Annotated in this window: 16 protein-coding genes; 10 read left to right on the top strand and 6 right to left on the bottom strand. The window is 55.5% G+C overall.

Annotated features, from left to right (window positions below; translation table 11 throughout):
* Window positions 1-367 precede the first annotated feature (367 nt).
* The 7 genes from AX729_RS11910 (at window position 368) to AX729_RS11880 (ending at window position 15,855) form a co-directional block, all read left to right on the top strand.
* Window positions 368-1,753, top strand: a complete 1,386-nt coding sequence (locus AX729_RS11910) for a hypothetical protein (protein WP_061023203.1) — start codon at window positions 368-370, stop codon at window positions 1,751-1,753.
* A complete protein-coding gene (locus AX729_RS11905) occupies window positions 1,750-4,896 on the top strand; it encodes a helicase-related protein (RefSeq protein ID WP_061023201.1) in 3,147 nt (1,048 codons plus the stop codon). Before AX729_RS11910 ends, AX729_RS11905 begins: the two co-directional genes overlap by 4 nt.
* Window positions 4,897-4,900: 4 nt before the next feature.
* Complete coding sequence (locus AX729_RS11900; protein WP_061023199.1) at window positions 4,901-8,926, top strand: type ISP restriction/modification enzyme; 4,026 nt, start codon at window positions 4,901-4,903, stop codon at window positions 8,924-8,926.
* 86 nt (window positions 8,927-9,012) lie between these two features.
* Window positions 9,013-12,837, top strand: coding sequence for an ATP-dependent DNA helicase (locus AX729_RS11895; protein ID WP_063817244.1), 3,825 nt, complete (start codon window positions 9,013-9,015; stop codon window positions 12,835-12,837).
* Window positions 12,838-13,216: 379 nt separating this feature from the next.
* Window positions 13,217-13,900 carry a MerR family transcriptional regulator gene (locus AX729_RS11890; RefSeq protein ID WP_061023196.1) on the top strand — a complete coding sequence of 228 codons (684 nt, stop codon included), beginning with the start codon at window positions 13,217-13,219 and terminating at the stop codon, window positions 13,898-13,900.
* Window positions 13,897-14,484 carry a PIN-like domain-containing protein gene (locus tag AX729_RS11885; RefSeq protein WP_061023194.1) on the top strand — a complete coding sequence of 196 codons (588 nt, stop codon included), beginning with the start codon at window positions 13,897-13,899 and terminating at the stop codon, window positions 14,482-14,484. Before AX729_RS11890 ends, AX729_RS11885 begins: the two co-directional genes overlap by 4 nt.
* 657 nt (window positions 14,485-15,141) lie before the next feature.
* Window positions 15,142-15,855, top strand: a complete 714-nt coding sequence (locus AX729_RS11880; protein ID WP_061023193.1) for a glycosyltransferase — start codon at window positions 15,142-15,144, stop codon at window positions 15,853-15,855.
* Between the two features lie 35 nt (window positions 15,856-15,890).
* On the opposite strand, the gene AX729_RS38565 is transcribed toward AX729_RS11880, so the two are convergent.
* From AX729_RS38565 to AX729_RS11865, 3 genes are read right to left on the bottom strand one after another with little or no spacing between them, the layout of a single operon-like run.
* Window positions 15,891-17,075 carry an aminotransferase class III-fold pyridoxal phosphate-dependent enzyme gene (locus AX729_RS38565; protein ID WP_082770414.1) on the bottom strand — a complete coding sequence of 395 codons (1,185 nt, stop codon included), beginning with the start codon at window positions 17,073-17,075 and terminating at the stop codon, window positions 15,891-15,893.
* On the bottom strand, window positions 17,075-17,908 hold the full coding sequence (locus AX729_RS11870) for a radical SAM/SPASM domain-containing protein (RefSeq protein WP_197433583.1): 834 nt from the start codon (window positions 17,906-17,908) through the stop codon (window positions 17,075-17,077). The genes AX729_RS38565 and AX729_RS11870 overlap by 1 nt, the downstream gene beginning before the upstream one ends.
* A 49-nt stretch (window positions 17,909-17,957) precedes the next feature.
* Window positions 17,958-18,365 (bottom strand): hypothetical protein, encoded by a 408-nt coding sequence (locus tag AX729_RS11865; RefSeq protein ID WP_156456892.1) that lies wholly within the window; start codon window positions 18,363-18,365, stop codon window positions 17,958-17,960.
* A gap of 274 nt (window positions 18,366-18,639) precedes the next feature.
* Between AX729_RS11865 and AX729_RS39600 the strand changes: the two genes are divergently transcribed.
* The 3 genes from AX729_RS39600 to AX729_RS11855 all read left to right on the top strand — a co-directional run bounded on the left by AX729_RS39600 (window position 18,640) and on the right by AX729_RS11855 (window position 20,480).
* Window positions 18,640-19,470, top strand: coding sequence for an NHL repeat-containing protein (locus AX729_RS39600; protein ID WP_156456891.1), 831 nt, complete (start codon window positions 18,640-18,642; stop codon window positions 19,468-19,470).
* 152 nt (window positions 19,471-19,622) lie between these two features.
* Entirely contained in the window at window positions 19,623-20,171 is a 549-nt protein-coding gene (locus AX729_RS11860; RefSeq protein WP_061023185.1) for a CDP-alcohol phosphatidyltransferase family protein, read from the top strand.
* Window positions 20,172-20,252: 81 nt separating this feature from the next.
* Complete coding sequence (locus tag AX729_RS11855) at window positions 20,253-20,480, top strand: hypothetical protein (protein ID WP_156456890.1); 228 nt, start codon at window positions 20,253-20,255, stop codon at window positions 20,478-20,480.
* A gap of 132 nt (window positions 20,481-20,612) precedes the next feature.
* Here AX729_RS11855 and aepY read toward each other — a convergent pair whose 3' ends face one another.
* The 3 genes from aepY to AX729_RS11840 are packed head-to-tail and all read right to left on the bottom strand — an operon-like array spanning window position 20,613 to window position 24,710.
* The gene (gene aepY, locus AX729_RS11850; protein WP_245325134.1) at window positions 20,613-21,758 is read right to left on the bottom strand and encodes a phosphonopyruvate decarboxylase; all 1,146 of its coding nucleotides are present in this window, start codon (window positions 21,756-21,758) and stop codon (window positions 20,613-20,615) included.
* A 5-nt stretch (window positions 21,759-21,763) separates the two neighbouring features.
* Window positions 21,764-23,095 (bottom strand): isocitrate lyase/phosphoenolpyruvate mutase family protein, encoded by a 1,332-nt coding sequence (locus AX729_RS11845; protein ID WP_063817243.1) that lies wholly within the window; start codon window positions 23,093-23,095, stop codon window positions 21,764-21,766.
* Window positions 23,096-23,129: 34 nt separating this feature from the next.
* Window positions 23,130-24,710, bottom strand: a complete 1,581-nt coding sequence (locus tag AX729_RS11840; RefSeq protein ID WP_061023217.1) for a B12-binding domain-containing radical SAM protein — start codon at window positions 24,708-24,710, stop codon at window positions 23,130-23,132.

The following is a 24,710-nucleotide window of genomic DNA, read 5'->3' as shown; positions in this document are numbered from 1 at the left end:
TGGCCTGTGTCAGGTCACCTGGACAACTGGTCCAGTTTCTTGATTTCGTCTAGAGGCTGCGCCTCAGACTTCCGGCTACCGGTGTCTGGGTCGCTCACCCAGAAATCCTCCACCAACTTTTTGTGCCGCGCCGCAACAAGCGTTACCCTTCGACAGTTCGACAGACATCTTGACGAACAACCGGCGATTGTGCATGTTGATGATGCTTCCGGACGGAAGCTGAAACAAGAACCCGAGACGGTTCTGGTCGTGATGTCGCTGGATAGCGATGGCTTCATTGGGATAGTTTTGTATTTTTTGCGCCCCCTGAGCCGTCATATTACGTGAGTCCGCACTAGAATCGGTCTCTCCTTTTTGGAGAACCGAAATGAATCCCGCCAAAGTCGTTATCCGTTTTGAGCAGGTATCCGAGCAGACGGAAGGACCTGTCCGCCGTATTGTGGGCTTTGTCAGAGCCAAGAATATGCTGCAACTGTTTGATGCAGCGGATCTTGAAGCGAATCCTCGCGAAGCCAAGGCCGGCCCGGTAACTGCAGATATCATCGAGAGCATTTGCGACACCCCCGACACTTTTCCCTTCAAGACAAAGGGGGTTCTCGTCGGCGCCTCAAACTACGCCGCGCTTGAGCGCAAGCGGTACGAAATCCGTTTCGAGAATACGAAGATCGAGGGAATCTTGGATGGCGGGCACAACATGCTTGCTATCGGCACCTACGTCTTGGCGCGGGCTCTCGGCGATGATCGCATCTTCAAAAAGATCAAGCGCTGGACGGAACTGAAAGACGCTTGGGCTGCAAACCGCGAAGAGATTGCCGAGCTAAAGCGCGTTGCGGGTGAAGAAGCGGGAGGTGGGCCGCTCGACTTTCTTGTACCGGTGGAGGTTCTTGTCCCCGCCGACATCACCAACAGCGAGACCGTGGATGACTTCAATAGCTCTCTTCTTGATATTTGCGCGGCCCGCAATAACAACGTCGAACTGACGTTGGAGACCAAGGCGAATAAGAAGGGATTCTACGAATACCTCCGCAAGTCCCTTCAGCCGTCTATCGCGAATCGCGTCGAGTGGAAAACGAATGATGGTGGCGAGGTCAAAGTACGCGACTTGATCGCGCTCGCATGGATTCCGTTGTCGGTAATTGACCTGCCTGTGGAATTCAAAATCCCGCCTCAGAATATCTATCGGAACAAGGGCGAGCTCGCCAAGCATTTCGATACGCTGATGGGTGATGAACGTGTCTCCAGGGCCTCCAATGGAGACTACACGCACGAACTTCACAATGCCGCGGTGCACAGCGCGCTTGTCATTGCCGGCCAGCTGCCTGAGCTTTACGACAAGATCTATCGGGAGTTTCCGGCGGCCTACAATGGCGATCGCGAAGGTCGCTTCGGGGGTCTTGCCGTAGTCAAAATGGCGGACCGGATGCGATCGAAGCCCCGCGCTCATTTCACGGATGTGGAAGTCGACTACGCCTATCCGGACGGCCTGATCATGCCTCTGGTCTATGGGCTGCGGGCACTCATGGAGAAGGACGCAAATGGGCACGTGCGTTGGAAGGAAGATCCTTTCCAGTTCTTGGACGAGCACTTGGAAGCAATTGTGAAGAAATACCGCGTGATTCTCGATGCATTCCGTGCGGATCCTCAGAAGGTTGGCAAAAATGAGGGCTCGTACGATCTCGTCCTTGATGCCTTCGAGACCGAAGTTCTGAAGCGTCATGCTGTGGTTGCGTCTGCTCGCGGAGCTCGGTCATGAACGAGCAACGAAAGGGCCGCGATCTTTTCATTGTCGACAACAGTGTCTCGGGTTGGACCGCCCTGCGGTATCTCGAAGAGTGGACCGAAATAGCCAAGGGCTTTGACATCGCAACTGGCTATTTCGATATCGGCACCATTCTGGCGCTTGACGGCAAGTGGCAGTCGCTTGACAAGATTCGAATACTTATGGGAGCCGACACCTCGCATCGAACGAGAAAGGCCTTCTTGGACACTGTAGTCAAAAAGGCGGTTGATGAGCTCGACAGAAGCCTGGAAGCGACGAAAGAACCAAACCCGTTTCTCCGAGGTGTGCCGGCGATTCTAACTGCACTGCAGTCCCGGCAGATCGAGTGTCGGGTCTATGACCGTGATAAGTTTCACGCCAAGACGTATATTACACACGCGAGGCTTGATGTCGTCGGCTCGCAAGCGTTGGTTGGGTCAAGCAATTTCACGATGCCGGGCTTGACCAAGAATATTGAACTTAACGTTCAGATCCAAAGCGCGCGCGAGGTCACCCAGCTCCAGGAGTGGTTTGATGCCCACTGGAATGAAGCGGTTGACGTAACCGATCTCATTTTTGAGGCGATATCGCGCCATGTGCGGCTCTACTCGCCTTTCGATGTCTACGCCAAGTCGTTGCACGAATTCTTCCGTGGTCACGAACTGACCGCGACCGAGTGGGACGAGACGCGCTCGAAGATGTTCTCGAGGATCGATCGTTACCAGAAGGAGGCGTATTGGGCCTTGATGAAGATCGCAAGGCAACATGGAGGAGCGTTTCTCTGTGACGGCGTCGGCCTAGGCAAAACCTTCGTTGGGCTAATGCTGATCGAACGTCTGGTTTTACACGAAGGGAAACGCGTCGTGCTATTTGCGCCGAAGGCTGCCAAGGACGGCGTTTGGGATCCTCATCTGCGACAATATCTCCCTCATATTGGCGGAGTGGGGGGTAACGCCGACTTCAGTAATTTGGCAGTGTTCAGCCATACTGATCTCGGGCGGAAGGGTGAATTCCCGGAGCGATTTCGTCGTATTGCAGAATTGGCCGATGTCGTCATCATCGACGAAGCTCATCATTTTCGCAACCCGGGAGTTCGCAGGTCGTCGGACGGCGCGAGCCTTCCGTCACGATATTATCAGCTCTACGATCTCTTGGATTCGACGGTGCGTCCGAAGAGCGTCTTCATGCTCACGGCCACACCGATCAATAACCGTATCAGTGATTTTCGTCATATGGCGGAGCTGTTCACTCGGCGGGACGAAGCCTATTTCGCCCGAACGCTTGGTGTTAATAACCTCCGATCGCACTTCAACAACATCGAAAAGCAATTGCGAAAATCGGTCGGCCCTGAAGTCGCGGATGTGTCGGGTCATATTGGCGAGGTGCAGGAATTTCTCGCGAGCGATGAGATTTTTAAGAGTCTCGTAGTGCAGAGAAGCAGGGCTTACGCGCGCGAAAGCCAGATGCGCGAGTCGAATAACGCGGCGGTGTTCCCAGATCGAAGGCCGCCCCAAGTCGCCGAGTATTCCATTCGGAAGACGTACGGGCGCTTGCTGGAGATGTTTGAGAAAGCATTCACCCGTAAGAAACCGTTGTTTACCCTGCCCATGTATTACCCTCTCGCCTGGTATAAGGGCAGCGATAAGAGCATAGATCCCCTTGAAGAGGGGCGACAAGAACAGGTCGTTGGTCTCATCAGGACCAATTTTCTCAAGCGATTTGAAAGCTCCGTCGCTGCGTTCGAGCTATCGTGTGATCGGTTGCTCCGGAAGTTGCTGGCATTTCTTGAGGTGCACAGTGAAACCGAGTCGGAGAAGCGACGTCTCGAACGTTGGAAATCTCAGAATGCTGAGGTCCTGGGCTATGCCGCAGCCCGGCAGCTCGAACTCTGGCCAGACGAAGATAGCGATCTTGACGATGATGTCGTACCGCAAGAGATGCTCGATGCAGTGGAGCACCTCAAGAGAGAGGATTATGACGTCGCGGAGATGATGTCAGAGACGTTCCTAGACCTGGATCAGATCGTCCAGTTCATAGAGGAGGCCAGAAAGTTCGAAACGAAACACGATGACAAACTGCAGAAGCTCATCCGTCTTCTGAAATCAAAGGAGCTGGCCGGACAGAAAGTTCTGATCTTTACCGAATTCGCCGATACTGCCCGCTATTTGAAGCGTCAATTGGAGGCGGCCGGCATTACGGGAGTCGCGGAGGTTGACAGCGCAACGAAGACAAATCGTGCGGATGTCATCCAACGGTTCTCCCCGTACTACAATGCGCACACGAGTAAGATGTTGCTCGACAGCGGTCGCGACGAAATCCGAGTGTTGATTTCAACGGACGTTCTTTCAGAGGGCCTGAACCTCCAAGATGCGTCCCGGATGATCAACTACGACATTCACTGGAATCCGGTTCGACTGATGCAACGCATTGGCCGTGTTGATCGTCGAATGAATCCAGAAGTCGAAAGGCGCCTTATAGGCGATCATCCGGATGTCGCCTCGTCGCGAGGCAAGGTGAGTTTCTGGAATTTTCTACCCCCAGACGAATTGAATGCAATTCTGACGTTGTACACCAAGGTGACTCAGAAGACGCTGCTGATTTCGAAGACTTTCGGAATTGAGGGAAAGAAACTTCTGCGGCCCGATGACGACTATGATGCGCTCAAGGAGTTCAATCACGCCTATGAGGGGACCAAAACGGCGATTGAGGAAATGCACCTCGAATATCAATCGCTGCTTTTGAGTGATCCAGCGCTTCAGGATCGCCTCAGGGGAATGCCGGGCGGATTTTTCAGCGGGAGGCAACGGCCGCGGAAAGGCGCGGCCGGTGTTTTCTTTTGCTACAGTTTGCCGGCACTCGACAAAGAGACCGGGGAATTCTCCCATGAAGCCGGTACGGCTCGTTGGTATCTGTATGACCTCGACCGAAATACCATTCTGGAAGAACCAGGTGAGATCGTCGCCAGCATTCGCTCCGGAGCGGAGACGCCGCGGCATTGTAAGATGGACGAAAAGATATTGATCGATCTCCGTGGCAAGATCGAGAAGCATATCAAGAACACGTACCTCAAACGGGTGGATGCCCCGGTGGGTGTGAAGCCGGCACTCAAGTGTTGGATGGAACTCAACGAGGGCTAAGCATATGGCGACCGATCACCGTACTGCGCTTGCGAAGATCAAACGCTTCGACCAGCTAATCGCTTACCTTCGCGATGAGATGGGATGGCCCATTGCCCGAGACTCGTTCGAGGACGTAAACGATCTGTTCTACGACTTCACGGCCGCTGAGCTTGGTATTGACGCTCAGAATGCCGCGAAGATCCAGGAGATCAAGCGTCTGCGCCCGCTCTCATCCAAGCAGCCGTGGGGCATCTTTTTTGTAAAGTTCGAACCGAAAAATCTGCCTGTCGTCGCGTTGCGCCGCATCCTTAGCCAAGTCGCGCTAAAGAAGCGGCCTTCTGCTAACAGTGCGGAGCGGGCAGCCTGGGCGGCGGATGACTTGCTGTTCATCTCAAACTACGGCGAGGGCGACGAGCGACAGATTAGCTTCGCGCACTTTTCAAGGGCGGAAGATGGTCACGATTTGCCTACGCTCAAGGTGTTGGGCTGGGACAATCTCGATACGGCACTTCACCTCGATAATGTAGCCAAGGAGCTGACGGAGCACCTGGCTTGGCCGGACGACGATGAAGACGTGGAGGCTTGGCGAAGAGGTTGGCGCACAGCCTTCAACTTGCGCCACCGCGAGGTTGTTACAACATCGCAACAGCTATCTATTCGTCTGGCCGAGATGGCACGCGCCATCCGTGATCGCATTAAGGCTGCCCTCGCTATCGAAACGGAAGCCGGCCCACTCACCAAGCTGATGAGGGCGTTTCAAGAGGCGCTTGTCCACGACCTCGACGCTGACGGCTTCGCGGACATGTACGCGCAGACCATTGCTTATGGTTTGCTGTCAGCCCGCATCGCCGATCCGGAGAAGAAGACGACGGACGATTTTGCTGCCCACATGCGCACCAATCCGTTCTTGCGGGAGCTGATGGAGACCTTTCTTCATGTGGGCGGGCGGCGCGGCAAGGCGGGCGGACCGGGTATTGACTTCGACGAACTAGGAGTAAGCGAAGTCGTCGAATTGCTTGACAATTCTAATATGGAAGCCGTCGTCCGAGACTTCGGGGATAGGAACCCGCAGGAAGATCCTGTGATTCACTTCTACGAGCTTTTCCTCAAGGAATACGACGCGAAGAAGCGGGCGCAGCGTGGCGTCTTTTATACTCCCCGCCCGGTCGTGTCGTATATCGTACGGTCGGTCGACGCGCTGTTGCGCGCTGAATATGGTCTGGAGGATGGCCTCGCCGACACAACCTCTTGGGGCGAAGCTATAAAATCCAATAGTGAGCTTAGCATTCCGGAGGGCGTTTCACCCGATCAGCCCTTCGTCCAGATCCTCGATCCCGCGACCGGCACCGGCACCTTCCTCGTTGAGGTAATCGACCTCATTCACAAGACGCTGCTAACCAAGTGGAGGTCGCAGAACCTAAGCGAGGGAAAGATCGACGCGCTTTGGAACGAATACGTGCCCAAACATCTGCTACCGCGCTTGCACGGCTACGAGTTGTTGATGGCGCCCTATGCGATCGCACATCTAAAGGTTGGGCTCAAGCTCTATGAGACTGGGTACCGTTTTAGCAGCGAAGAGCGGGCGCGTATCTACCTAACAAATGCACTCGAACCGCAGCACGACCTTTCGGGTCGATTCGAGTTCGCTATTCCAGCGCTTGCGCACGAAGCTCAAGCCGTGAACGAGATCAAACGAAGGCAACGGTTTACGGTGGTGATCGGAAACCCGCCGTATTCGGCCCTTTCGGCGAATCTGACGACACAGGCGCGTAATCTCGTCTCTAGGTTTAAATTCATTGACGGCGCGAGGTTGGACGAGCGAGGCGCGCTCCAACTCGAAAAGAACCTGCAGGACGATTACATCAAGTTTATTGCATTTGTTGAAGACACTCTGACTGCAACTAGTTCGGGCGTCTGCGGACTTATCTGTAATCATGGGTTCATTGACAATCCGACACTCCGCGGAGTGCGATGGTCGCTAATGCAGAACTTTCTCAATATTTGGATTCTCGATCTTCATGGAAATGTAAATCGTGGTGAGGTGGCGCCAGATGGGTCGGATGATCAGAATGTCTTTGATATCAAAGACGCTGGCGTAGCCATCTTTCTGGGCGCGAAGCATAAGCAAGTGGAAAGTAGCGGTGTTTCGATACGGAAGAGCGATCTCTGGGGAGACCGAAATGCTGTCAAGTATCCATACTTACTTTCAAAATCGGTTACCGAATGCACGTGGGAGTTCGTATCGAGCGAGCCCGATCTCTTTCTGTTTCGGGCTATCTCTCAGGGCGGATCTAGAGAATACTCATCGTGGCCCAAGGTGACGGCCGTCTTTCCGCTACACAGCGTGGGAATGATTACGGCTCGAGATTCGTACGTAATCGACTTCGAATCCGGGCCGATAATCGAACGCGCTCAGGCATTCCGTGATTCACGACTGGATGATGAGGCGACCTGTGAGAAACTTGGCATTCCGATTAAGAAGGGTTGGAATATCCGGCGTTCGCGTGAACGAATCAAGCAAGTCAAAGACATCGCTAGTTTCATTAAACCGCTGCTTTATCGCCCCTTCGATGTTCGACGAGTATTCTACCACGAGTCATTGATTTGGGGCATGGCTTGGCCCGTCATGCAACACATGATTGATGGGAAGAATCTGGCATTGATTACTTCTCGCATGACTAAAGGCGAAGCGTTCTGCCATACGTTAGTTAGCAACACGCTCTCTGAAGTAATCCTTCTATCTTCGAAAACGTCTAATAACGCCTTTGTTTTTCCGTTGCACTTGCGTTCAAACGAACGGGGTCTGCGGTTAGAAGAGCAGGTAAATCTCGGTTCGGAGTTCTTGCAGGGTCTCCAGCGCAGATTGGGCTTAAGGCGATCTAACTCGCATGGAATGCCAGAGGGCGTAAGCCCGGAGGACGTGTTTCATTACATCTACGCCGTTCTAAGCGGTCCCGGCTTCCGTGCTCGTTATGCGGAGTTCTTGAAGATAGACTTTCCACGAATTCCGCTCCCCGGTAGCCCGGATCTATTTTTCAGTCTTAGTCGACTCGGCCGCGATCTTGTCGACATACACTTGCTGAAGTCGCCCAACCTCACCAAGCCGATCACCGAGTTTATCGGTGGCCGCCAGCCCGAGGTCGAAAAAATCTCATGGTCGCGCGATACCGTATGGGTGGACAAGGCGCAAATCGTCGGTTTCAAAGGCGTGCGGGAGGACGTTTGGAGTTTCCGTGTCGGCGGCTATCAAGTTTGCGAGAAGTGGCTCAAGGACCGCAAGGGCCGCACGCTCTCTAGGAAGGAAATTGAGCACTATCAAAAGATCATAGTCGCCCTCGCTGAGACGATCCGGATAATGAAGAGGATTGACGAGGTCATAGAAGCAGATGGCGGCTGGCCGGGTGCATTCGCGGAAGGAAACGCGCACGGCCGGAGTATCACCATGGACGGAGATGCGGGCAGTGTGACGACCCTGCAGCATTCGAACCCAGCGGCGCCCATATATCAAACGGTCTCGTCGCAACTTCTGAAAGCAGCAGAACCCGATACCACGTCCCACGAATCGGCTGCATCGGGTGGGCTCGATGTTCGGGGTAGCGAATCCGACGAGTTGGTCCGTGAGGACTTGATTTGCAGGATTCGCAATCTGTTCGGCGACGGGCAGGAGCGAGAACGGGACGCGGCGATCGACGCGCTTGCGCGAGAGTTGGGTTACGAACGCACAGGAGCGCGGATTTACGACGAACTCGATGGTGCCATGCGGGCGGCTGTACGACGCGGAATTACCGCGAGTGATCGCGGGGTGGTGCGTCTATTTGCGCGAGCAATTGAAGAGTACGACCGCGACTTTCTGAAGGAGCAATTCTTGGCTTCTTTGCAGGGGCGGCAGTGGACCCCGCGCGAAGAGGCTGTCCGCTCGTTCGCTCGGTGGATGGGATTCCGCCGGACTGGGCCAGCGATAGAAGACGCGGCGCGATCTTTGATCAATGGATTGCTGCGAGAGGGCCGGTTGGAGAGTGCTGGTTCAGAGATTCGAAGATCCGATTGAGCCCTCTGGTTCACCGGTGGCGTGATGGTCCGCTCCAATAGGGCTTTGGTGAGCGCTAAAAAACATTCGTCGTAAAGGGGGGGCTTATGATCCAAGGCGCGAGGCAGTTGCCGACAATGCACGTTTCCGTTCGTGTGCCGTGGCACGATGGGCGATGGGCAGGCAAAGTGTGCACCAATCCGCGCGGCAATACGTCGTGTTTGATCCTCCCTCGGATTGCCGAAACGAAAGAAGATGATTTTGAAGCTGGGATCGCAGGCAATGCCTGGAACACGGACGGAGCCGGATTGCCAGCTTGCGCTGCGGAGCGGGGCGCTTTCATGTCGCCCTTCGGCTATTCGCGCAATGTGAAACATCCCTATAGCCACGATCCGCTTTACAAACATTTTAGGGGCAGTCAATTCCATCACCCCGCATATTCCGCGGCGGCAGTTCCTTTTGCGTGGATGATGAAGGAAGCAGAAACAGGCATTCCGGCCAAGGCGGAGCAGTACAAGATTGGCTTCCGGCCTGAAGTCGAGCCAAACCTTACGTTTGACAAGTTGTGGGTGCAGGAACGCCGCAATCAGCTCGCGATGCTGGAGACATTTTTTGGAGCGGTCAAGCCCGAAGAATCTCTGGTCTTTTTCTACGCAAAGCGGACTCCACTGACGGAAGACGGCAGGCGGGTTATTGTTGGCATTGGTCGCGTTCTCAAGGTCGACCCCCCGGTCGAGTACGTTTATGGGAAAGATGCGCCGTCTGACGCGATGCGCTGTGTTTTGTGGGAGGGTAATCTACATCATTCCATTCGTCCGACGATTGGCGACGGTTTTCTACTGCCCTATCACGATCTGCTCGAACTTGCGGCAAAGGATCCGAACGTCGATCTGGCGAGCTTGGTCCTGCATGCTCCCGATGAGCATCGGGATGCGTTTTCGATGGGGTCCGAGCATGTCACTCACGATCAGGCCATCACTGTCCTTCTCTCATGCGCTTCTTTGCTGGAGAAGCTGGAGAAGCTGGAGAAGCTGGTGCCAGGCGATTGGCCCATCGCTCGCGCTTGGGTTGATGCGCAACTTAATCGGCTATGGCGCCTTCGAGGGGCGTTTCCCGGACTCGGCTCAGCCCTAACGGCTTTTGGACTGACCCATGGGACTTTGATTGCGCACGCCATTGGACAGCGGCTTCACGCGGATGGTTCTAACGAAGTCCGGGATCCCTGGCCGGCGGTCGACAAAATCCTTCACGATCCAAAGCCGCTGCCGGCCGACCTCGGATCCACCATAGGCCCAAGTGCCGCAAAACTGTGGGACGGCCTTAAGCCAGAACGGCGCGCTTTGTTGAAGCTGCTTGCGCGCTTCGAGATCTCGTCCTACCAAGCGACGCGTTGGTTTGTGCCAGAAGAACGCGTCCGCGCGGGAATTGTGGCAAGTGATACGGAGATTATTGCCAATCCATATCGGTGCTTCGAGGACGATAGGCCGCGCATCGACCCGATTTCGGTGAGAACAGTCGATCGCGGTCTTTTCCCCGACGCTACAGTATCGGAAGCCTTGCCGATTCCAGAACCATCGCGTTGCTCTGAGGCCATCGACCCTCGGCGTGTTCGGGCATTATGTATGGCAACGCTCGACGAAGGGGCCGGTCAAGGGCACACCCTCTTGCCACAGTCATGGCTCGTTCAGAGGGTGCGAGATTTGGACGTTGTACCTGGTTGCAGTATAGGCGGCGATTGGGTGGAGACATTTGGCACGTCTTTGCACGAGCGCTTGACGCCGGCGCAGATGGCAGATGGCGCTCCTGCCTGGCAGTTGAAAGAATACGATCGATCCCGAGAGCTAATTGCTGCCCGCGTGAAGCGACGTCTGGCGGGTAAGATCCACGGAGGCGAGTATGAATGGCGTGCGCTGATAGATGAACAGCTGCCGCCCTTTGCGGAAGCGACAGATCCTGACACGGAAGAGCTCGCCCGGCGCGAGAAAGCGGCTGCGCTAGAGGAGCTTTATCGGTCGAGATTCTCAGTGCTAATCGGTCCGGCAGGCACCGGTAAGACGAGTCTTCTCACCGCGCTGCTTTCCCTTTCGTCTATCGCCGAAGGCGGCGTCCTTCTGCTCGCGCCGACAGGCAAGGCGCGGGTCCAGATGCAGAAGCGTGCGAAGAGCGCTCAAGCGTTTACGCTCGCACAATTCCTGTTGGGTCTCGGGCGATATAATCCGGAAACGGGTAGGTACAGCGTCACGGACGCTCCTAACCGAGAGCGTGGCTTCAAGACTGTGGTCATCGATGAATCGTCGATGTTAACCGAAGATCAGCTTGCTGCGACTCTTGATGCTATCGAGACCACTGCAGTGGAACGTTTGATTCTTGTAGGCGATCCCAGACAACTGCCGCCAATAGGAGCCGGACGGCCATTCGTCGATATTGTCGCATTTGTTGCAGCGAGCGGCTCGAAAGAAGCCTCAAAAGGGCCGCGAGGCTATGCCGAACTGAAGATCGTCCGCCGCCAGACCGAGCAGATGAACGCGAGCACTCGCGGCGTGCGGGATGACATCATTCTCTCTCGTTGGTTCGGAAATGAAGCGCCAGATCCCGGCGCAGATGAAGCGTGGGATCGATTGGCGTCCGGCAAAGCCGTCGGTATCCGCGCAATCCGATGGGAGAGCGATGTTGATCTCCAATCGAAACTACTCGCGGAGATCAAGACTGCAGTCCGCACGATAGCAGAAGGCGAAGTCCCGGCCGGTGCTGCTGACAGTGCATGCTTTGAAGTAAGCTTGGGAGGTCGCCTCTACAACGATGTTGTGTATTTCAATCTTTCGAGGAATGAGCCAGACGCGGAGGGCGTCGAGCGCCGCAAGGGCGGGGGCGTCGACGTCGAATCCTGGCAAATCCTATCGCCGGTGCGCGCAGGTGAGACCGGCGTCGATGGTCTGAACCGATGGTTGCAGAAATCGTTTCGCCGACAGTCTCGCGCCTGGGCAGAGCCCGAAAAGCATTGGGACCGTAAGACGTGTAAGCCTTTAGGACCACAAGGCATTCTGTACGGGGACAAGGTCATCAATATTTCAAATGCGCGACGCTACGACGTGTATCCCAAGGTCGACAAACCCTATTTGGCCAACGGCGAAATCGGACTCGTCGTGGGGCAATTCAAGGGAAGAAATTGGAAGCCGAAGGGCTTGCCTTGGAAGATGGAGGTCGAGTTTTCGTCTCAGCTCGGCTTCAAATACGGGTTCGCAGAGCGTGATTTCGGCGACGAAGGCGATGCGCCTCTGGAGTTAGCTTATGCGCTAACCATTCACAAAGCCCAGGGCAGTGAGTTCGGTGTTACCTTTGTGGTGGTCCCAAATCCGTGTCGGCTGCTGTCCCGAGAATTGCTCTACACAGCTCTGACCCGCCAACGGGAGCATGTGGTTATCCTTCATCAAGGCGACGTGCGTTCCCTTCTGAAGCTATCATCTGCTGAGCATTCGGAGACATTCCGCCGAATCACTAACCTGTTCAGAGACCCGAGGCCGGTCGAATACGTCGGCAAGTTCCTTGAAGACGGATTGATTCACCGCACCGCCAGGGGCGAGCTCGTCCGATCAAAGTCGGAGGTAATAATCGCGAATCTGCTTCACGGGCTTGAGATCCCGTATGCTTACGAGCAGCCCTTTACCGGTCGTGACGGAAGCGTCCGTTATCCGGACTTCACGATCGACGACGCCGAAACTGGTCAAAGAATTTTTCTAGAACACCTCGGGATGATGGCCGAGCCAGCGTATCGCCGCCGTTGGCAAAGCAAGCTCGATTGGTATCGGGCGCAAGGCGTCCTTCCGAGTGAGGAAGGCGGCGGCGAGTCAGGGACCCTGGTGACGACTAGCGAAGAGCGCGGCATCGACTCGGCGTCGATTCAGCGTCAGTTGAAAGAGTTGCTCACTATTTAGCGACTATATGAGCAGTCCTCGAATGCGGGCATCCGGGTCAGAAACAAGCCATCTTGTGAAATCAGATGGCCGATGCAGAGCGTATGGCTTCCGGTCACCGGGCCCAGATCAGCGCTTCTTTGCAAGAAACTGCCCGAAGAGTTGATCGATCGGCTAGTGGCGCCCTACCGGCGCGAGGTCATGGCGACTGAATGTAAGACGAAGGCGATCGTAAAGCGTCACAGTGGAGATTTCGGCTGACTTGTCCACAGGGAGGCGATATCGTGAGGGGACGATTCATGAAAATGTCCAAAGTCTTGAGCTGAAAACAGAGGATCGGAAGTGACGATGCCGTTTCGCTAATTTACAGCGAAGCAGGATTCGCACGAAGCAAGATAGCATGGCGTGTCCGGACCTACTTGAAATTGGGATCTACAGTATCCCGGAAGCGGCAGAGCTTGTCGGCGCGCCGCAAGCGTCTGTGCGCGTATGGGTAGAGGGGCATACCCGCAAACAAGAGCCCGTTATCGTCAACCAGCTTGGTCGAGTTGGTGACAAGACCGCAGTCAGCTTTGCAAATTTGATGGAGCTGCGCTTTATCGCACGGTTCGTTAAGGCCGGCGTACATTTACGTGAAATTAGACGCATCATGACTGAGGCGAGGGAAACGCTAAGTCATCCCCATCCGTTCGCAACCAAGACCGTGTTTAAGACAGATGGGCGTAAGATCGTTGCTGAGATCGCCCGGCGAAACGGGTTGATGCTCGTCTATGATCTTCGGTCCAAAAATTATGAGATTCCTTCTGTCGTAATGAAGTCGCTCCGCGAGGACGTAGTTTTTGATCCGCAGGGCGAAGCCATTGAATGGACACCTAGGCCCAAGATAGCGCCGAATGTAATTGTTCACCCACGCATCGAGTTTGGTCATCCCGTACTGAAGCGCAGCAATATTCCGACGGATACGATTGCGAGAGCAGTCAAAGTCGAGGGAAGCGCCCAGTTCGTTGCCGATATTTTTGAGATTCAAGTCCGGCACGTTCGCGAGGCTGTCAAATTCGAGGAGAATCTTGCGATAGCTGCTTGAAAGTCGCGTTTGATCAAAACGTTCCTATAGGACTGGTGAAGGTCTTACAGAACTTCGCCAGTGAGAAACAGTTTCGTAAAATATCGGGAAACTTCGTAATCAAGGCGGCAGCCGATTACACCCCAAAGCCAGGAGATGATGATTACCAGCCTAAGAATGATGTGCCTTGGCTGAAGCGGTTTGCAGATGACGGGGGAAAGGTCGTGATATCCGGCGACGTTCGAATGAAAAGCAGGCCACATGAGCGGTTAGCGCTTATCGAACACGGCTTCATAGTCATCTTCTTTGAAGCGCAATGGTCGGACTGGAAATTTTGGCGCAAGTGCGCGCTTCTGATTCATTGGTGGCCTGTTATTGCTGCCAAGATCAAAAGGGCAAAGAAAGCTTCATTTTATCATGTGCCCTGTAACTGGGTGGACAATGGCAGGCTTCGCTGGGTCTCGAACAAAGACCCAAAGCTTCTGAAAATTGAGCAGCGGACCCGGGCCGCCAAACGGCGGAAGAAGGCGAAGGATCTACCTGCGAAACCCAGCGATGGACCTTTGTTTGATTACGCGGACACAGACGCAGCAAAGGGCCAGTGAACAGAGCGCGCCCCTCTCAGCCGGCACCAAATTGGACGAGAAGATCGTGCAAAGTGCGGGTCTGTAAGGTCGACTTCCTCGGGTTCTCCTACTCCTACGGCTTCTGGCCGGGCAGCGTTTTTCGTGAGTGCGGATTAGTGCGTGGTGCTGCAAGGATTTTCCGCTGGCCCTTCGCGATCTAACGCTCCGGCCCTTGGCGTTGTCATTCTCGCGCAAGCTGCGGCAGCCGATACCGGTGAAGACCGAGACGTGCCCGGCCTTGCGCTTGTCGTGCCAATTTTGTATCACACGCACAAGACGCAGATTACGTCAAAGCTGTCCAATTTGTTGACGTTGTTTATGAATCTCTCCCAATGGTAGGGAGTCCCTCCCGCTCGGATGGGAGCATCCTGCCGCTCGCGCTGCATCCTTGCGGAAGGCCCGCGCCGCTATCGCGCGCGCCTGGATTGCAGTCCTGAACGAAGGTCGGCATTTTCCTGCTCGTTGGAAAATTGGCTCGTGCGACTTTTTGAAGGACTCTTTAAGAAGTCCGATAACCGATCTATTTTGTGAGCAATGGGTTGCAGACGATACTCTTGATGTAGTCGACGTCGTCTAGCGACGAGCCTGCGTTCCGATCGATGTGCGAAGCTTCTTGGTGGATTAGTGGATGTTTAGATGGGTCTCGACCGTAGACTGATGTGCCTCCTACCGGTCAGAAACGGCGCGGTCTTCCTGCCACGCTATTTCGACTGTGTAAGAACATTCTGTTCGGGCATCATTGCGCTAGACGACGGTAGCACCGATAACACGGGCGTCCTATTGAAGGCGGAACCCATGGTCAAGGCGTTGCTGACCAATTGTCCGCGCCCAAGTTATAAAGGCTGGAACGATTCTCAGAACCGACAGCGATTGCTCGACGCGTGCGCCGACTTTTCGCCAGAGTGGGTGATTTGGATTGACGCTGATGAGGTCATTCCTGCGAGCGACATACCACTGCTGATGCATTTCATTGATACCGATGCTAGGCCCGAGCAGGTCTACGGCTTCGAAGTTTTGCGGATGATTGGAGATGGGAATCACTTCGACCAGAACAAGCTATGGGTCTATCGCCTTTTTGGCTATCGCCCAGGTTACACTCTGCCAAAGAAGGTTCTTCATTTCGAACCTGTGCCGGTCCAGATAGGTCGTCATTTGTGGAATCGTACCCGGTTAAGGATCGCGCACTTTGCGGGTCTAACTGCCGCGATGCGGCGGGCGAGGTACACCAAATATCTCGAGGCCGATCCGAAACATGAATGGCAGGCCAGCTATTCCAATCTTCTGGACGTGCCCGGCCATATCTGGGAGCTTCGGCCACTACCAGACGGCATAAGCCTCCTCATCAATTGAATATCGCCTTCAGTGGCTCTCGGCGAGCTCCGGGCTCAGATTGATACCACATCCGCAATTGAGTCTGCGGCGGTAAGAAGGTCGGCGACTTCCGAATTCAGCGGTGGCATAATCATTAGATGACAGTCACCGGGTGAGAGAGTTGCAAAAATGCCCTTCTGTCGCAAATTTCGTAGGAGGCCATTGGGTGTCGCGCCTACAGACTGCCCGTGCACCCAATTCAAATGCAACGCGATTTCCAGGCCATCGCCGTGTAGGCCGGCGGCAAACCTGAGCCCTGACATATTCTCGAGCAGCCGCTTGCGAAGTTCGGCCGCAGTCTGCCTCGTACGTGCGCCTAGGTCATGCTCGGCATGGTAGCGCAAGGTTGCCAGCGCGGCCGCTGACGCTGACGGCGCTCCAGCAAAGGTCGAGGCGAATACCTCGGGATCGAGAAACGAGACGAGATTCTGAGAAGCAAGGCATAAGGAAAGCGGGTAAAGCCCGTTAGTCAGGGCCTTTCCGCAAACAATAATATCGGGCCTGATGTCGCGATGCTGGCATGACAGCAGGCTGCCGGTGCGGTTAAGCCCTGTTCCGATCTCGTCGCATATCAGCAGAATTCCGAGCTCAGTTGCCAAGCGGCTGATGAGGGAGAGAAATTCTGTCGAGACGACATGACAACCAGCATTGGTCAGCACCGTCTCGAAGACGATTGCGCCTGCTTCCTCGGATTGACGTATCTGGCGCTCGATTTGCGGCAAGTCGGCGTCGCCGCTGGGGACAGGTATCACCACCCGAAGACGTTCCAGATCCAATATTTCGAGATGTGAGACATCGTGACCCGCAGCCAACGCGGCGCCCGTATTGCTACCGTGGTAGCAGCCTGCGATGGAAATTACACCCGGACGGCCGGTCACGAGTCTAGCTATCTTGAGCGCGTTGTCTATTCCTTCCCCGCCAGAACAACTCGGGATCATCACATAGCCGGGCGCTAAATCGGCAAGTGCAGCTTCGAGCCATTTGTAACAATCGTCTATGCACCATGCCGGCCGATACGTTAGATTGTCGATGTGGCGATGCCAGTCATCGCGTATCTCGGAGCAATTCCATCCGGCGTTTACGACATTCCATCCTGAGGTAAGGTCAGTATAGCGCCTGCCTTGCTCGTCCCATATGTGGCTTCCGCGGGCCGCCTTGAAATGGAAGGGAGGATCGGTGGTGTTGCTGCGCGATGACATCAAAGTTGCGGCTCATCCAATTCGCCAGCGGTCTTCCGGCATACGCTGCAGTGGGAAACGCTGCGACGGCCGCTGGTTATGAGTGTGGAGCGGAATCTGCGCGCATTCTCCAGTATGGAGTAAATATCGTCATCGAATATATTGCCGAGAATGCCGTCTGGTCGGAATGAAAGCAGACAGATATGAACATTACCGGCAGAGGTGATGGCGAGGGAATTGCCCGCCCAAAAGCAAGGGCCGCTCGGTACCTCGCCGGCTTCGAACGCGGATTCCTCACCATGCGAACCGATCGGTAGGACCCTCGTCCAGGCATCGCAGCGGCGAGAAAGCGCAATCAGCTTCGCGTCATACCGCGTGCGATCACCGTAGTGAATTTCGTAGATGCCGACCTTGGGAGCATCGATGCTCGCAGCATCTCGGGCATCCAACAGCGTCTCGAGGCCGCGCAACGCTGGTTCCCAAGTATCGGTACCGCGGTTTGCTTCATGCGCCACCGGATTGCCGCCATCGATCGACACGTAGAACATGTCCTCTGACCGGGAATGCGCAACAATCTGCTTGCTCATTCTTGCATTGAGCAAGATGCCGTTAGTATGCATTTCGAGGGGCGCGAGAGGTAGGACATCCAATCGGCCTTGCAAAAACTCCGGAAGTCGTTTGTTGGTGAGCGGTTCACCTCGCCAGTTGAGATGCAGTTTCGCGACCGAGATGGGACCGGACGAAAGCTTATCGAGCACATGGCGAAATTGAACCGGTGACATCAGGGTATTTTGGTGCGCTTGCTTGGTGTAACAGTCGCGACACGCAAGGTTGCAGGTGCCGGAGACGTCCATCCACACCCACACCCTAGTTGCCGTTCCCCTACCGGTTAGCATTCGCGACTCATGCAAACGGCTGCACGCCCATAATCGCTATTAGCCTTGATCTCAGCTCCTTATCGCGGATGCTAGAGCCTTTGCCAATGACCATCGTGCCAAACACAAGGTCGTGTTCGTAGTCCACGGTTGGCCACCAGGGCGGAATGTAGACTATGGCCTCGAGCCCGTCCGCAACCGGTCCACCGCTCGCGGTCGCCTCTGAGATCGTCACGACGGCTGGGCTCCCGGGCTTGACCCGCCCCTTGACTGGTACCTTCTTATTTCCCACTCGGAACTCCCCGCTCAAGCTCGACCGAGTGGCTGTAAACACCTCAAGCTCCGCCTCGTCGATAGCGGTGGTCACCTTCAGCTTTGCGCCTTCGTGAGCCGTCAGCGAAATTCTCCAAAGGCCACGAATCCTGACCGATGCCATCTGTCTACCCCGTTCTTAGCGCTACTGTGGGACGGCGTTTGCTGCACGGCCCCAGCCTAACCCAGCACAATAAAATTAGATTAATCCATCAATCTGTGATTGCATAGGGGCTCAAAACTTTTGGTTGCGAAGTTGGTGATGAAGGATGAGCAGTCGATCGACTGGGCAAGGGATGGTCTCGCAGGTGGATACCGGGGCAGGCTGCTCCGCACACGTTGAATTGGCGGCGGCGCCTCGTCTCTCCGCTAGACTAGCGGCGAAGGTGGATGCGAGGATGTCCATACTGTGGGCCGTAGATGATCTCGGCCGCGTGTTCCGCCTGGATCCCACCAATGGAAAAGTCGAGTTCATACCCCTGCAGCGGCACTGGCACGCCCTGCAGATCGTTGTCTCCTGCTCCGGCAAAGTCTGGGTCACGGCATGGGCGGCTGAACGGCGAATATACGCCGTCTTGAAGTTATCTTCGGACCATTCCGGCTGGCTCTGCGAAGTAAGAAGCACGTCTCCCTACTTGATCGCGGGTGCATCGACAGATGACTGTTGGTTGCTGCAAGGACGAAGCCTGACGTCAACGGACCATTGTTTTCAGAGCCAAACTTCAATGTTGCCTTTCGAGGCTGTGCAAATCAGTGAAGGCCTCGATGGCACGCTTTGGGCGGTCGGCGGAGAACGTCGTCGCGGCGGGTTTGCGGTCTGGCGCCGCGATCAAGTCTCCAAAGACTGGTTCAAGCTTCCTCAGCCCGCCAGCGCTGTCCGGATTTCGGGTGCACGAGACGGTACAGCTTGGGGCGCGAATTCGCACGGCGACATTTGGCGTTTCCATCCGAATGGAGCGGGCAATTTTCGTGAATGCAGTGCGGATGCAAATTGCCGGAACTGTCTGTACACGCCTCGCAAAGAGGCGGTCAGAGACCTGAGCGTTGGGCCCGACGGCGTCGTTTGGTTCCTATCCGCGGCTACCGCTCCCAATGGCTATTCCATCGGCCGCATTTCGAACCGCGCCTCGTGCACTCCACTATATCCGGCGCGGCGTAATGGAGCGATTTCAATCGCGGCGAGCACGACGCAAGCGGATGGCAGTTTGTTGAGTTGGAAAAGGCAGTAGGTTCAAACTCAATTGCCGTTGGGAAACAGCGGGAATAGTCGAGCGACTCGGATGTAACGAGGTTGGCTATGCCAGAACAATCAACTGATTCCTTTTTGTACAGGCCAATGCGACCGGCTTCGCGGAAACTAGCCACGCTCCTATTAAATAGGATGATCGCGCCTGACGCTATCACCGTCGCGTGGGCTGCCATGTACATTGGAGCGTCATTTCTGTTTGCTCAGGGAACAGGGCGCTGTTCGTTTCTCGGATCACTATGCATTCTGTCGGCGGGATTTCTCGATTGTCTCGACGGGGATCTCGCTCGAGCGAGGCATAAGCCGTCCAACGCGGGCGCCTTTCTCGAGCAGATCTTTCACTGGGTTTGTCAGGCCGCGCTGATCATCGGCATTGTTACCGGTTACGGGACACCGCTTTCCATGCTCAGTCCTCTGCTCTTTCTGGGAACAGCGCTGGTAGCCGACCAAATGTTTCATCTCACGTATTTTATCGTCAACAGCGGCTACGACCGGACCAAAAACTACTGGGTCATGCACCGCCTGACGGCATTGCTGTATCCACTGATGCCGATTAATTCCAACTTGATCTGGATGACGGGGCTGGTCGGCCTTCCACACTTGGGTCTCGCTGTATGGGTCGCCGTTGCTATCGTGGTAACGGTCATCAATTGTACTATTTACTATTGGGTTGAAAGGGCGTAACGTTACGTCCTTAAATTGACTCCCAATTTCGCTAGCAAGTCTTTAACGCTTAATGTCCCTCACCTTCTTATGGAGGTTTCAATGGCCGACCACACTGCAGACGAACTTTCGAACAAGATAATGGCGTCGTTGAGCACTGTGATGCTCGACATCGCGAAAGGTCCGCTGGCTGCTATGGAAAAAGCAAAGGCTGGCCACGGTCTGGATAAAGCAACGATGGCGAGCCTGAGCGCGAACATGAAAAAGCTTGCGAACCAAGCTTCTCTCGCGGCATCGATGTCTGCGCTGCTTGCGAAGTTCCGGAAGTAGGGGCGATCTGCCAAACGACAACTCGTCAGCCGCACGTTGGGGCAGCGTCAAGCATTCAGCGTGCGGCGAGTTACGCGCGGCGGTCTCGTCGCGTACAGCCTTTACAAAAGCGATCCAGCCTTTTGATCTGGCTCACGCATCCGTCGCTGACGCATTGAAGCGAAATGATCCAAGCCCATGGTGCCGTTGAAATTGCTTCCTGGCTTCCGACGGGGGAAGCTTAGGTCTAGGCAATCCGGCTTGTTTCTCTTGTCGAACGGGAACGTGGACGAAAGTGGTCTGTTTGGCCAGCCCAGTGGAGCGTATGGCCGCGGAAAGCTCTGTTTCCGACCGTGCTGACACGGCTTTAGAATAGCCGACCGCCTGTGCGATCGTGACATAGTCCACATTTGAATTGCAGACTGGATAGCCGCCTACCGATTGATGACTTCCGTTGTCCATCAGGATGTGGGTGAAATGCAGGCTCTTGTGCCGGCCCACGACGGCGACACCGAACCCGTGCATAAGGAATGAGCCGTCACCATCGATGCAGATCACATGGCGTCGATCTTCTGAAATGGCCATTCCAATTGCGACGTGACTTGCAAAACCCATTCCTCCAACACACGAGAGGTCAAGGAATTCCTGCTCTTCGCGTTCGTGACGTAGCTTAATAACCTCTCGAGCAGTATGCCCTATACCAGTCACGATCATCGAGTTTTTAGGGGCGGCCCCTAGTATGGTGCGGAGCGCCTGCAGCTTGGCCATGCTCGTTGCAGCGTCGGCTGATCCGGTCCGATGATCGGCCGCGGAGGTCTCCACATTCATTGCCACAACAACGGCAGCACGCTGATTCTGCCGCAAGGCCTGCCGCACAAAATTCCTTGTCGCAGGCAAATCGGACTCTTGCTGAAAGATCTTCACTGCAAATCCTGCTTCCTGCAGGAAACCTACCGTGATCGCGCCGATCTCGGCATGCTGTGGTTCGTCCGGACGGCCGGGTTGGCCTCTCCAGCCGACCACGAGGAGCAGGGGGACGTCAAAGCACGCGCGCCCGGCAATCGACAGGAGTGGATTGAGCGCGTTCGGCAATCCGGAATTCTGCATGTAGACACAAGGCGTCCGCCCGCTCGCAATCGCTTGCCCGACCGCGATGCTCACCGCGCTCCCTTCGCAAGCTGCAGCGATCTGCGTTATGCCGGTGTCGGAGTTGACGTGCGAGCAAAAGTCGGTCAACGTCGAGTCGGGAACGCCGGTAAAGAAGTCCACGCCTTCCGAGCGGATCATTTCGAAGATCATCAAGGTCACCATTCCTCGGGGAATAATTCCAGAAGCTCCCTGGTCGGGGCCAGCATCTTCGACAATTCGTCGTCTTCAGCCTTGCGGGTCCGCAAGATCCGCGATGCCGTCTCGACCATCGCTGGGTACGCCGCGCGAAGAAGCTGATTGGCATAGACAACTCCCTTGATTCCGCTGTCAACCAATTCCTGCTCGTGCGTCTTTCCGTAAGTGGTCGGTACGGCAAAGATCGGCGAATTGAAACCGCTCTTGTGCAGCTCGGTGGCGAACCGCGTAACTTCATCCGCTGTCTTCGATATGCTGTGAATCAAGATGGCATCCGCGCCTGCGTCGATATACGCCTGAGCCCTGTCCAGCGCATCGGTCAGACCGCCGCCGAGCACAAAGCTCTCTATTCGAGCCATGATCATCAGCCTGCCGACTCCGACGCCTTTCTTCGCGGCTTGCACGCGCTCGATAAATTCCGGCACGCTGGCTTGTCGTTGAGCTCTTTGCGCGGATCGGCCGTACAGCGAATTGCGCTTGCTGCCGACCTTGTCTTCGATACAGAGAGCGGACACGCCGGCGCGATCGAGTGATTTCGCTAGTTGAAATGCGCGTTCGACGGATACGCCGGTGTCGCCATCGTAGACAAGCGGCAGCGGGGTCGCATCGAAGATCTCATTTACGGTTGCCAGCCTTTGCGCGGGTTCGACGATCTCCGCATCGGGCTTGGCGCGGGCGGCGGAATCGGTAAAGCTGCTCTGCCATAGTGCATCGAAGCTGAGCCCCTCCGCCCTGGCATGATACGCCACCACCGCAGCTAAGGCGTTGTGCGCCTCAATGAGCCTTACGACCGATTTGACTTCGAGGAGTCGACGAAACCGATTCTGCCGGATCTGGGCCACGACGCCGTCTTCCTGCAGGGCTTGGTTGATCAGCGACGAAGATACGCCAAGCGTATAGGGAACCTCGACAAGCTTGCCGTCCCACATTGACAAGATCTGGATCACCTCGTGCCTGGCCGCCGAGACTTTGTCGCCGTAACGCCAGTCGTCGCCATGGACGACGTACTGGGGATGCAGTTTAAGGAGATTCTCCCTGTAGCTCAACGAATGCTGCGGGATCACTTCCTCGACGCCGCGGAGATTCCTGATGACACCCATCCGTTGCTCGAAATTCAGGAATGGCATTCGTTTGTAGCCGGCGACAGCTTCGTCCGTGAGAACGCCGACGATCACTCGGCCCAGCTCTCTCGCTTTGTTTAGGATATTGATATGGCCCGCGTGCAGCATATCGCCGACCATTCCCACGTAGACCAGATCAGTATGATCTTTTTTGTCCGTTTCAACTGACATCGTTGCTTTCCGATCAGTTCTGGTTCAAGGGAGGCTAATATTGACTGGTCGTCCATTCGCGCCGCGTCGATCTGCGCGGCTTGCCGGAATTGAACTCACGATTGAATGTCGCGGCGAGTGATGCCACTTGTCTGCCGTTCCAGAGTCCGGGAACGTCAATCAGGCCCTGTTTGTAGGACATGCGATAAAGCGGCGTTTCCCTTGAAACGAAATCCTGCCTGAGACATTCTGAAAGTAATACGGAGCCGACGATCGGCGTCGCGGTGAAAAATGATGCGCTGGTCAATCCGGAGGACGCCGCGAAGTCGAATGAGAGTTGCATTTCCGCGAACGTTTCACCGGGTTTTCCAAACATCGGCGGCATTCCAACGATGAAAAAGCCGTGCGTCATCATTCCCAGCGTACGGGCGTAGCGAATGAGATGCTTCGTCTTGCCGAGATCGAGCGGCTTCTTGATCAGGTCATTCAAGACGCGCTGTGATGCGCTCTCGATGGCAAATGTGACCTGATAACACCCTGATGCGGCCATGAGGTCGAGCAGATTTTCGTCCATCCGCCAAAGCGCGGTCCCCTGAGGGGTGCACCAGGGCAAGCCGATACCCTTAAGTTCCTCGAACAGGGTCCCAGCGTGGCTCTTGTCGTTCGTGATATTGTCGTCCTGCACGTGAAATTCGTCGATGCCATAGTGAGTCTTAAGCGCCCGGAGTTCATCGACGACGTTTTGCGGGCTGCGCCGCCGAAACTTTCCGCCCCAGAAGTTGGTGGTCGTGCAAAAGGTGCATTTGGCGGTGCAGCCACGGCTGGTATAGATCTGTCCAACGCGGTTGCCGATCGTATACGGCGACTGATAGGCTCCGATGCGAAAATATTCCTCCATATTGTAAAGGTGCCAGGCCGGGAATGGTATTTCGTCCAACTCCGCTAGGAATCCCCGGCTATCCCGATGCTTCTGCCGAATCAGGCCCATGCTGTCATTCTTGATCAGCGAACCATCTTCGGTCCGGGCGATAAGTCCCGGGATATCCTGAAGCGCGCCGGAGCCGTTCAGCGCCTCTAGATACTGCAGGAAGGAGGCCTCGGACTCGCTCAGAAAGACCGCATCGACTCCGAAGTCCTCAATATAGTTGAAGGGGAAGTATCGGGCATGTGCGCCACCTGTTGCTATCGGGATGCCGGGAGCTGCTAGGCGGATCGCGTCGAATACTTGAGTGATGGTGTCGACTTGATTTGAGAATATGCTGGAAACGCCGACAATGTCGGGCTGAAATTGTTTTATGCGGGCCACCAGTTCTGCTTTGTCGATGCCATACGTGATGAATTCCTCGTCGGTCGCAACCGGACACCGGCGGTCGTAACCCTCAACGAGACAATCGATGATACTGACGAGATATCCGCTCCGCTCAAGAACCGCGGCGATATATCCGAGGCCGAGTGGATATGTGCATCGCGGCAGGTCCGCATGAAAGAGCGTCGCGGAAGGCGACACGAGAAGTACACGCTGAATCTTTCGATTGGCTTTTTCGCTCCTCGCGTCCCTGATCGAAACATAAGTCACGGCAGGGATAGCCGCCGGATCGACGCACAGAGTCTTCAGATCCTCGACGCGCGCCGTCAT

Origin of the sequence: Bradyrhizobium sp. CCH5-F6 (assembly GCF_001556045.1) — a bacterium.
In the GTDB taxonomy this organism is placed as follows: Bacteria; Pseudomonadota; Alphaproteobacteria; order Rhizobiales; family Xanthobacteraceae; genus Bradyrhizobium.
The sequence above is the reverse complement of the archived record's forward strand: the minus strand, read 5'-3'. Positions and strand labels throughout refer to the sequence as shown.

Excerpts from the sequence above, each read along its gene's own strand:
- AX729_RS11900 (WP_061023199.1), top strand. The coding sequence starts at position 4,901 with ATGGCGACCGATCACCGTACTGCGCTTGCGAAGATCAAACGCTTCGAC.
- AX729_RS11880 (WP_061023193.1), top strand. The coding sequence starts at position 15,142 with ATGGGTCTCGACCGTAGACTGATGTGCCTCCTACCGGTCAGAAACGGC.
- AX729_RS11840 (WP_061023217.1), bottom strand. The coding sequence starts at position 24,710 with ATGACGGCGCGCGTCGAGGATCTGAAGACTCTGTGCGTCGATCCGGCG.
- AX729_RS11895 (WP_063817244.1), top strand. The coding sequence starts at position 9,013 with ATGATCCAAGGCGCGAGGCAGTTGCCGACAATGCACGTTTCCGTTCGT.
- AX729_RS39600 (WP_156456891.1), top strand. The coding sequence starts at position 18,640 with ATGTCCATACTGTGGGCCGTAGATGATCTCGGCCGCGTGTTCCGCCTG.
- AX729_RS11855 (WP_156456890.1), top strand. The coding sequence starts at position 20,253 with ATGGCCGACCACACTGCAGACGAACTTTCGAACAAGATAATGGCGTCG.
- AX729_RS11890 (WP_061023196.1), top strand. The coding sequence starts at position 13,217 with ATGGCGTGTCCGGACCTACTTGAAATTGGGATCTACAGTATCCCGGAA.
- AX729_RS38565 (WP_082770414.1), bottom strand. The coding sequence starts at position 17,075 with ATGTCATCGCGCAGCAACACCACCGATCCTCCCTTCCATTTCAAGGCG.
- AX729_RS11905 (WP_061023201.1), top strand. The coding sequence starts at position 1,750 with ATGAACGAGCAACGAAAGGGCCGCGATCTTTTCATTGTCGACAACAGT.
- AX729_RS11910 (WP_061023203.1), top strand. The coding sequence starts at position 368 with ATGAATCCCGCCAAAGTCGTTATCCGTTTTGAGCAGGTATCCGAGCAG.
- AX729_RS11870 (WP_197433583.1), bottom strand. The coding sequence starts at position 17,908 with ATGGACGTCTCCGGCACCTGCAACCTTGCGTGTCGCGACTGTTACACC.
- AX729_RS11860 (WP_061023185.1), top strand. The coding sequence starts at position 19,623 with ATGATCGCGCCTGACGCTATCACCGTCGCGTGGGCTGCCATGTACATT.
- aepY (WP_245325134.1), bottom strand. The coding sequence starts at position 21,758 with ATGATCTTCGAAATGATCCGCTCGGAAGGCGTGGACTTCTTTACCGGC.
- AX729_RS11865 (WP_156456892.1), bottom strand. The coding sequence starts at position 18,365 with ATGGCATCGGTCAGGATTCGTGGCCTTTGGAGAATTTCGCTGACGGCT.
- AX729_RS11845 (WP_063817243.1), bottom strand. The coding sequence starts at position 23,095 with ATGTCAGTTGAAACGGACAAAAAAGATCATACTGATCTGGTCTACGTG.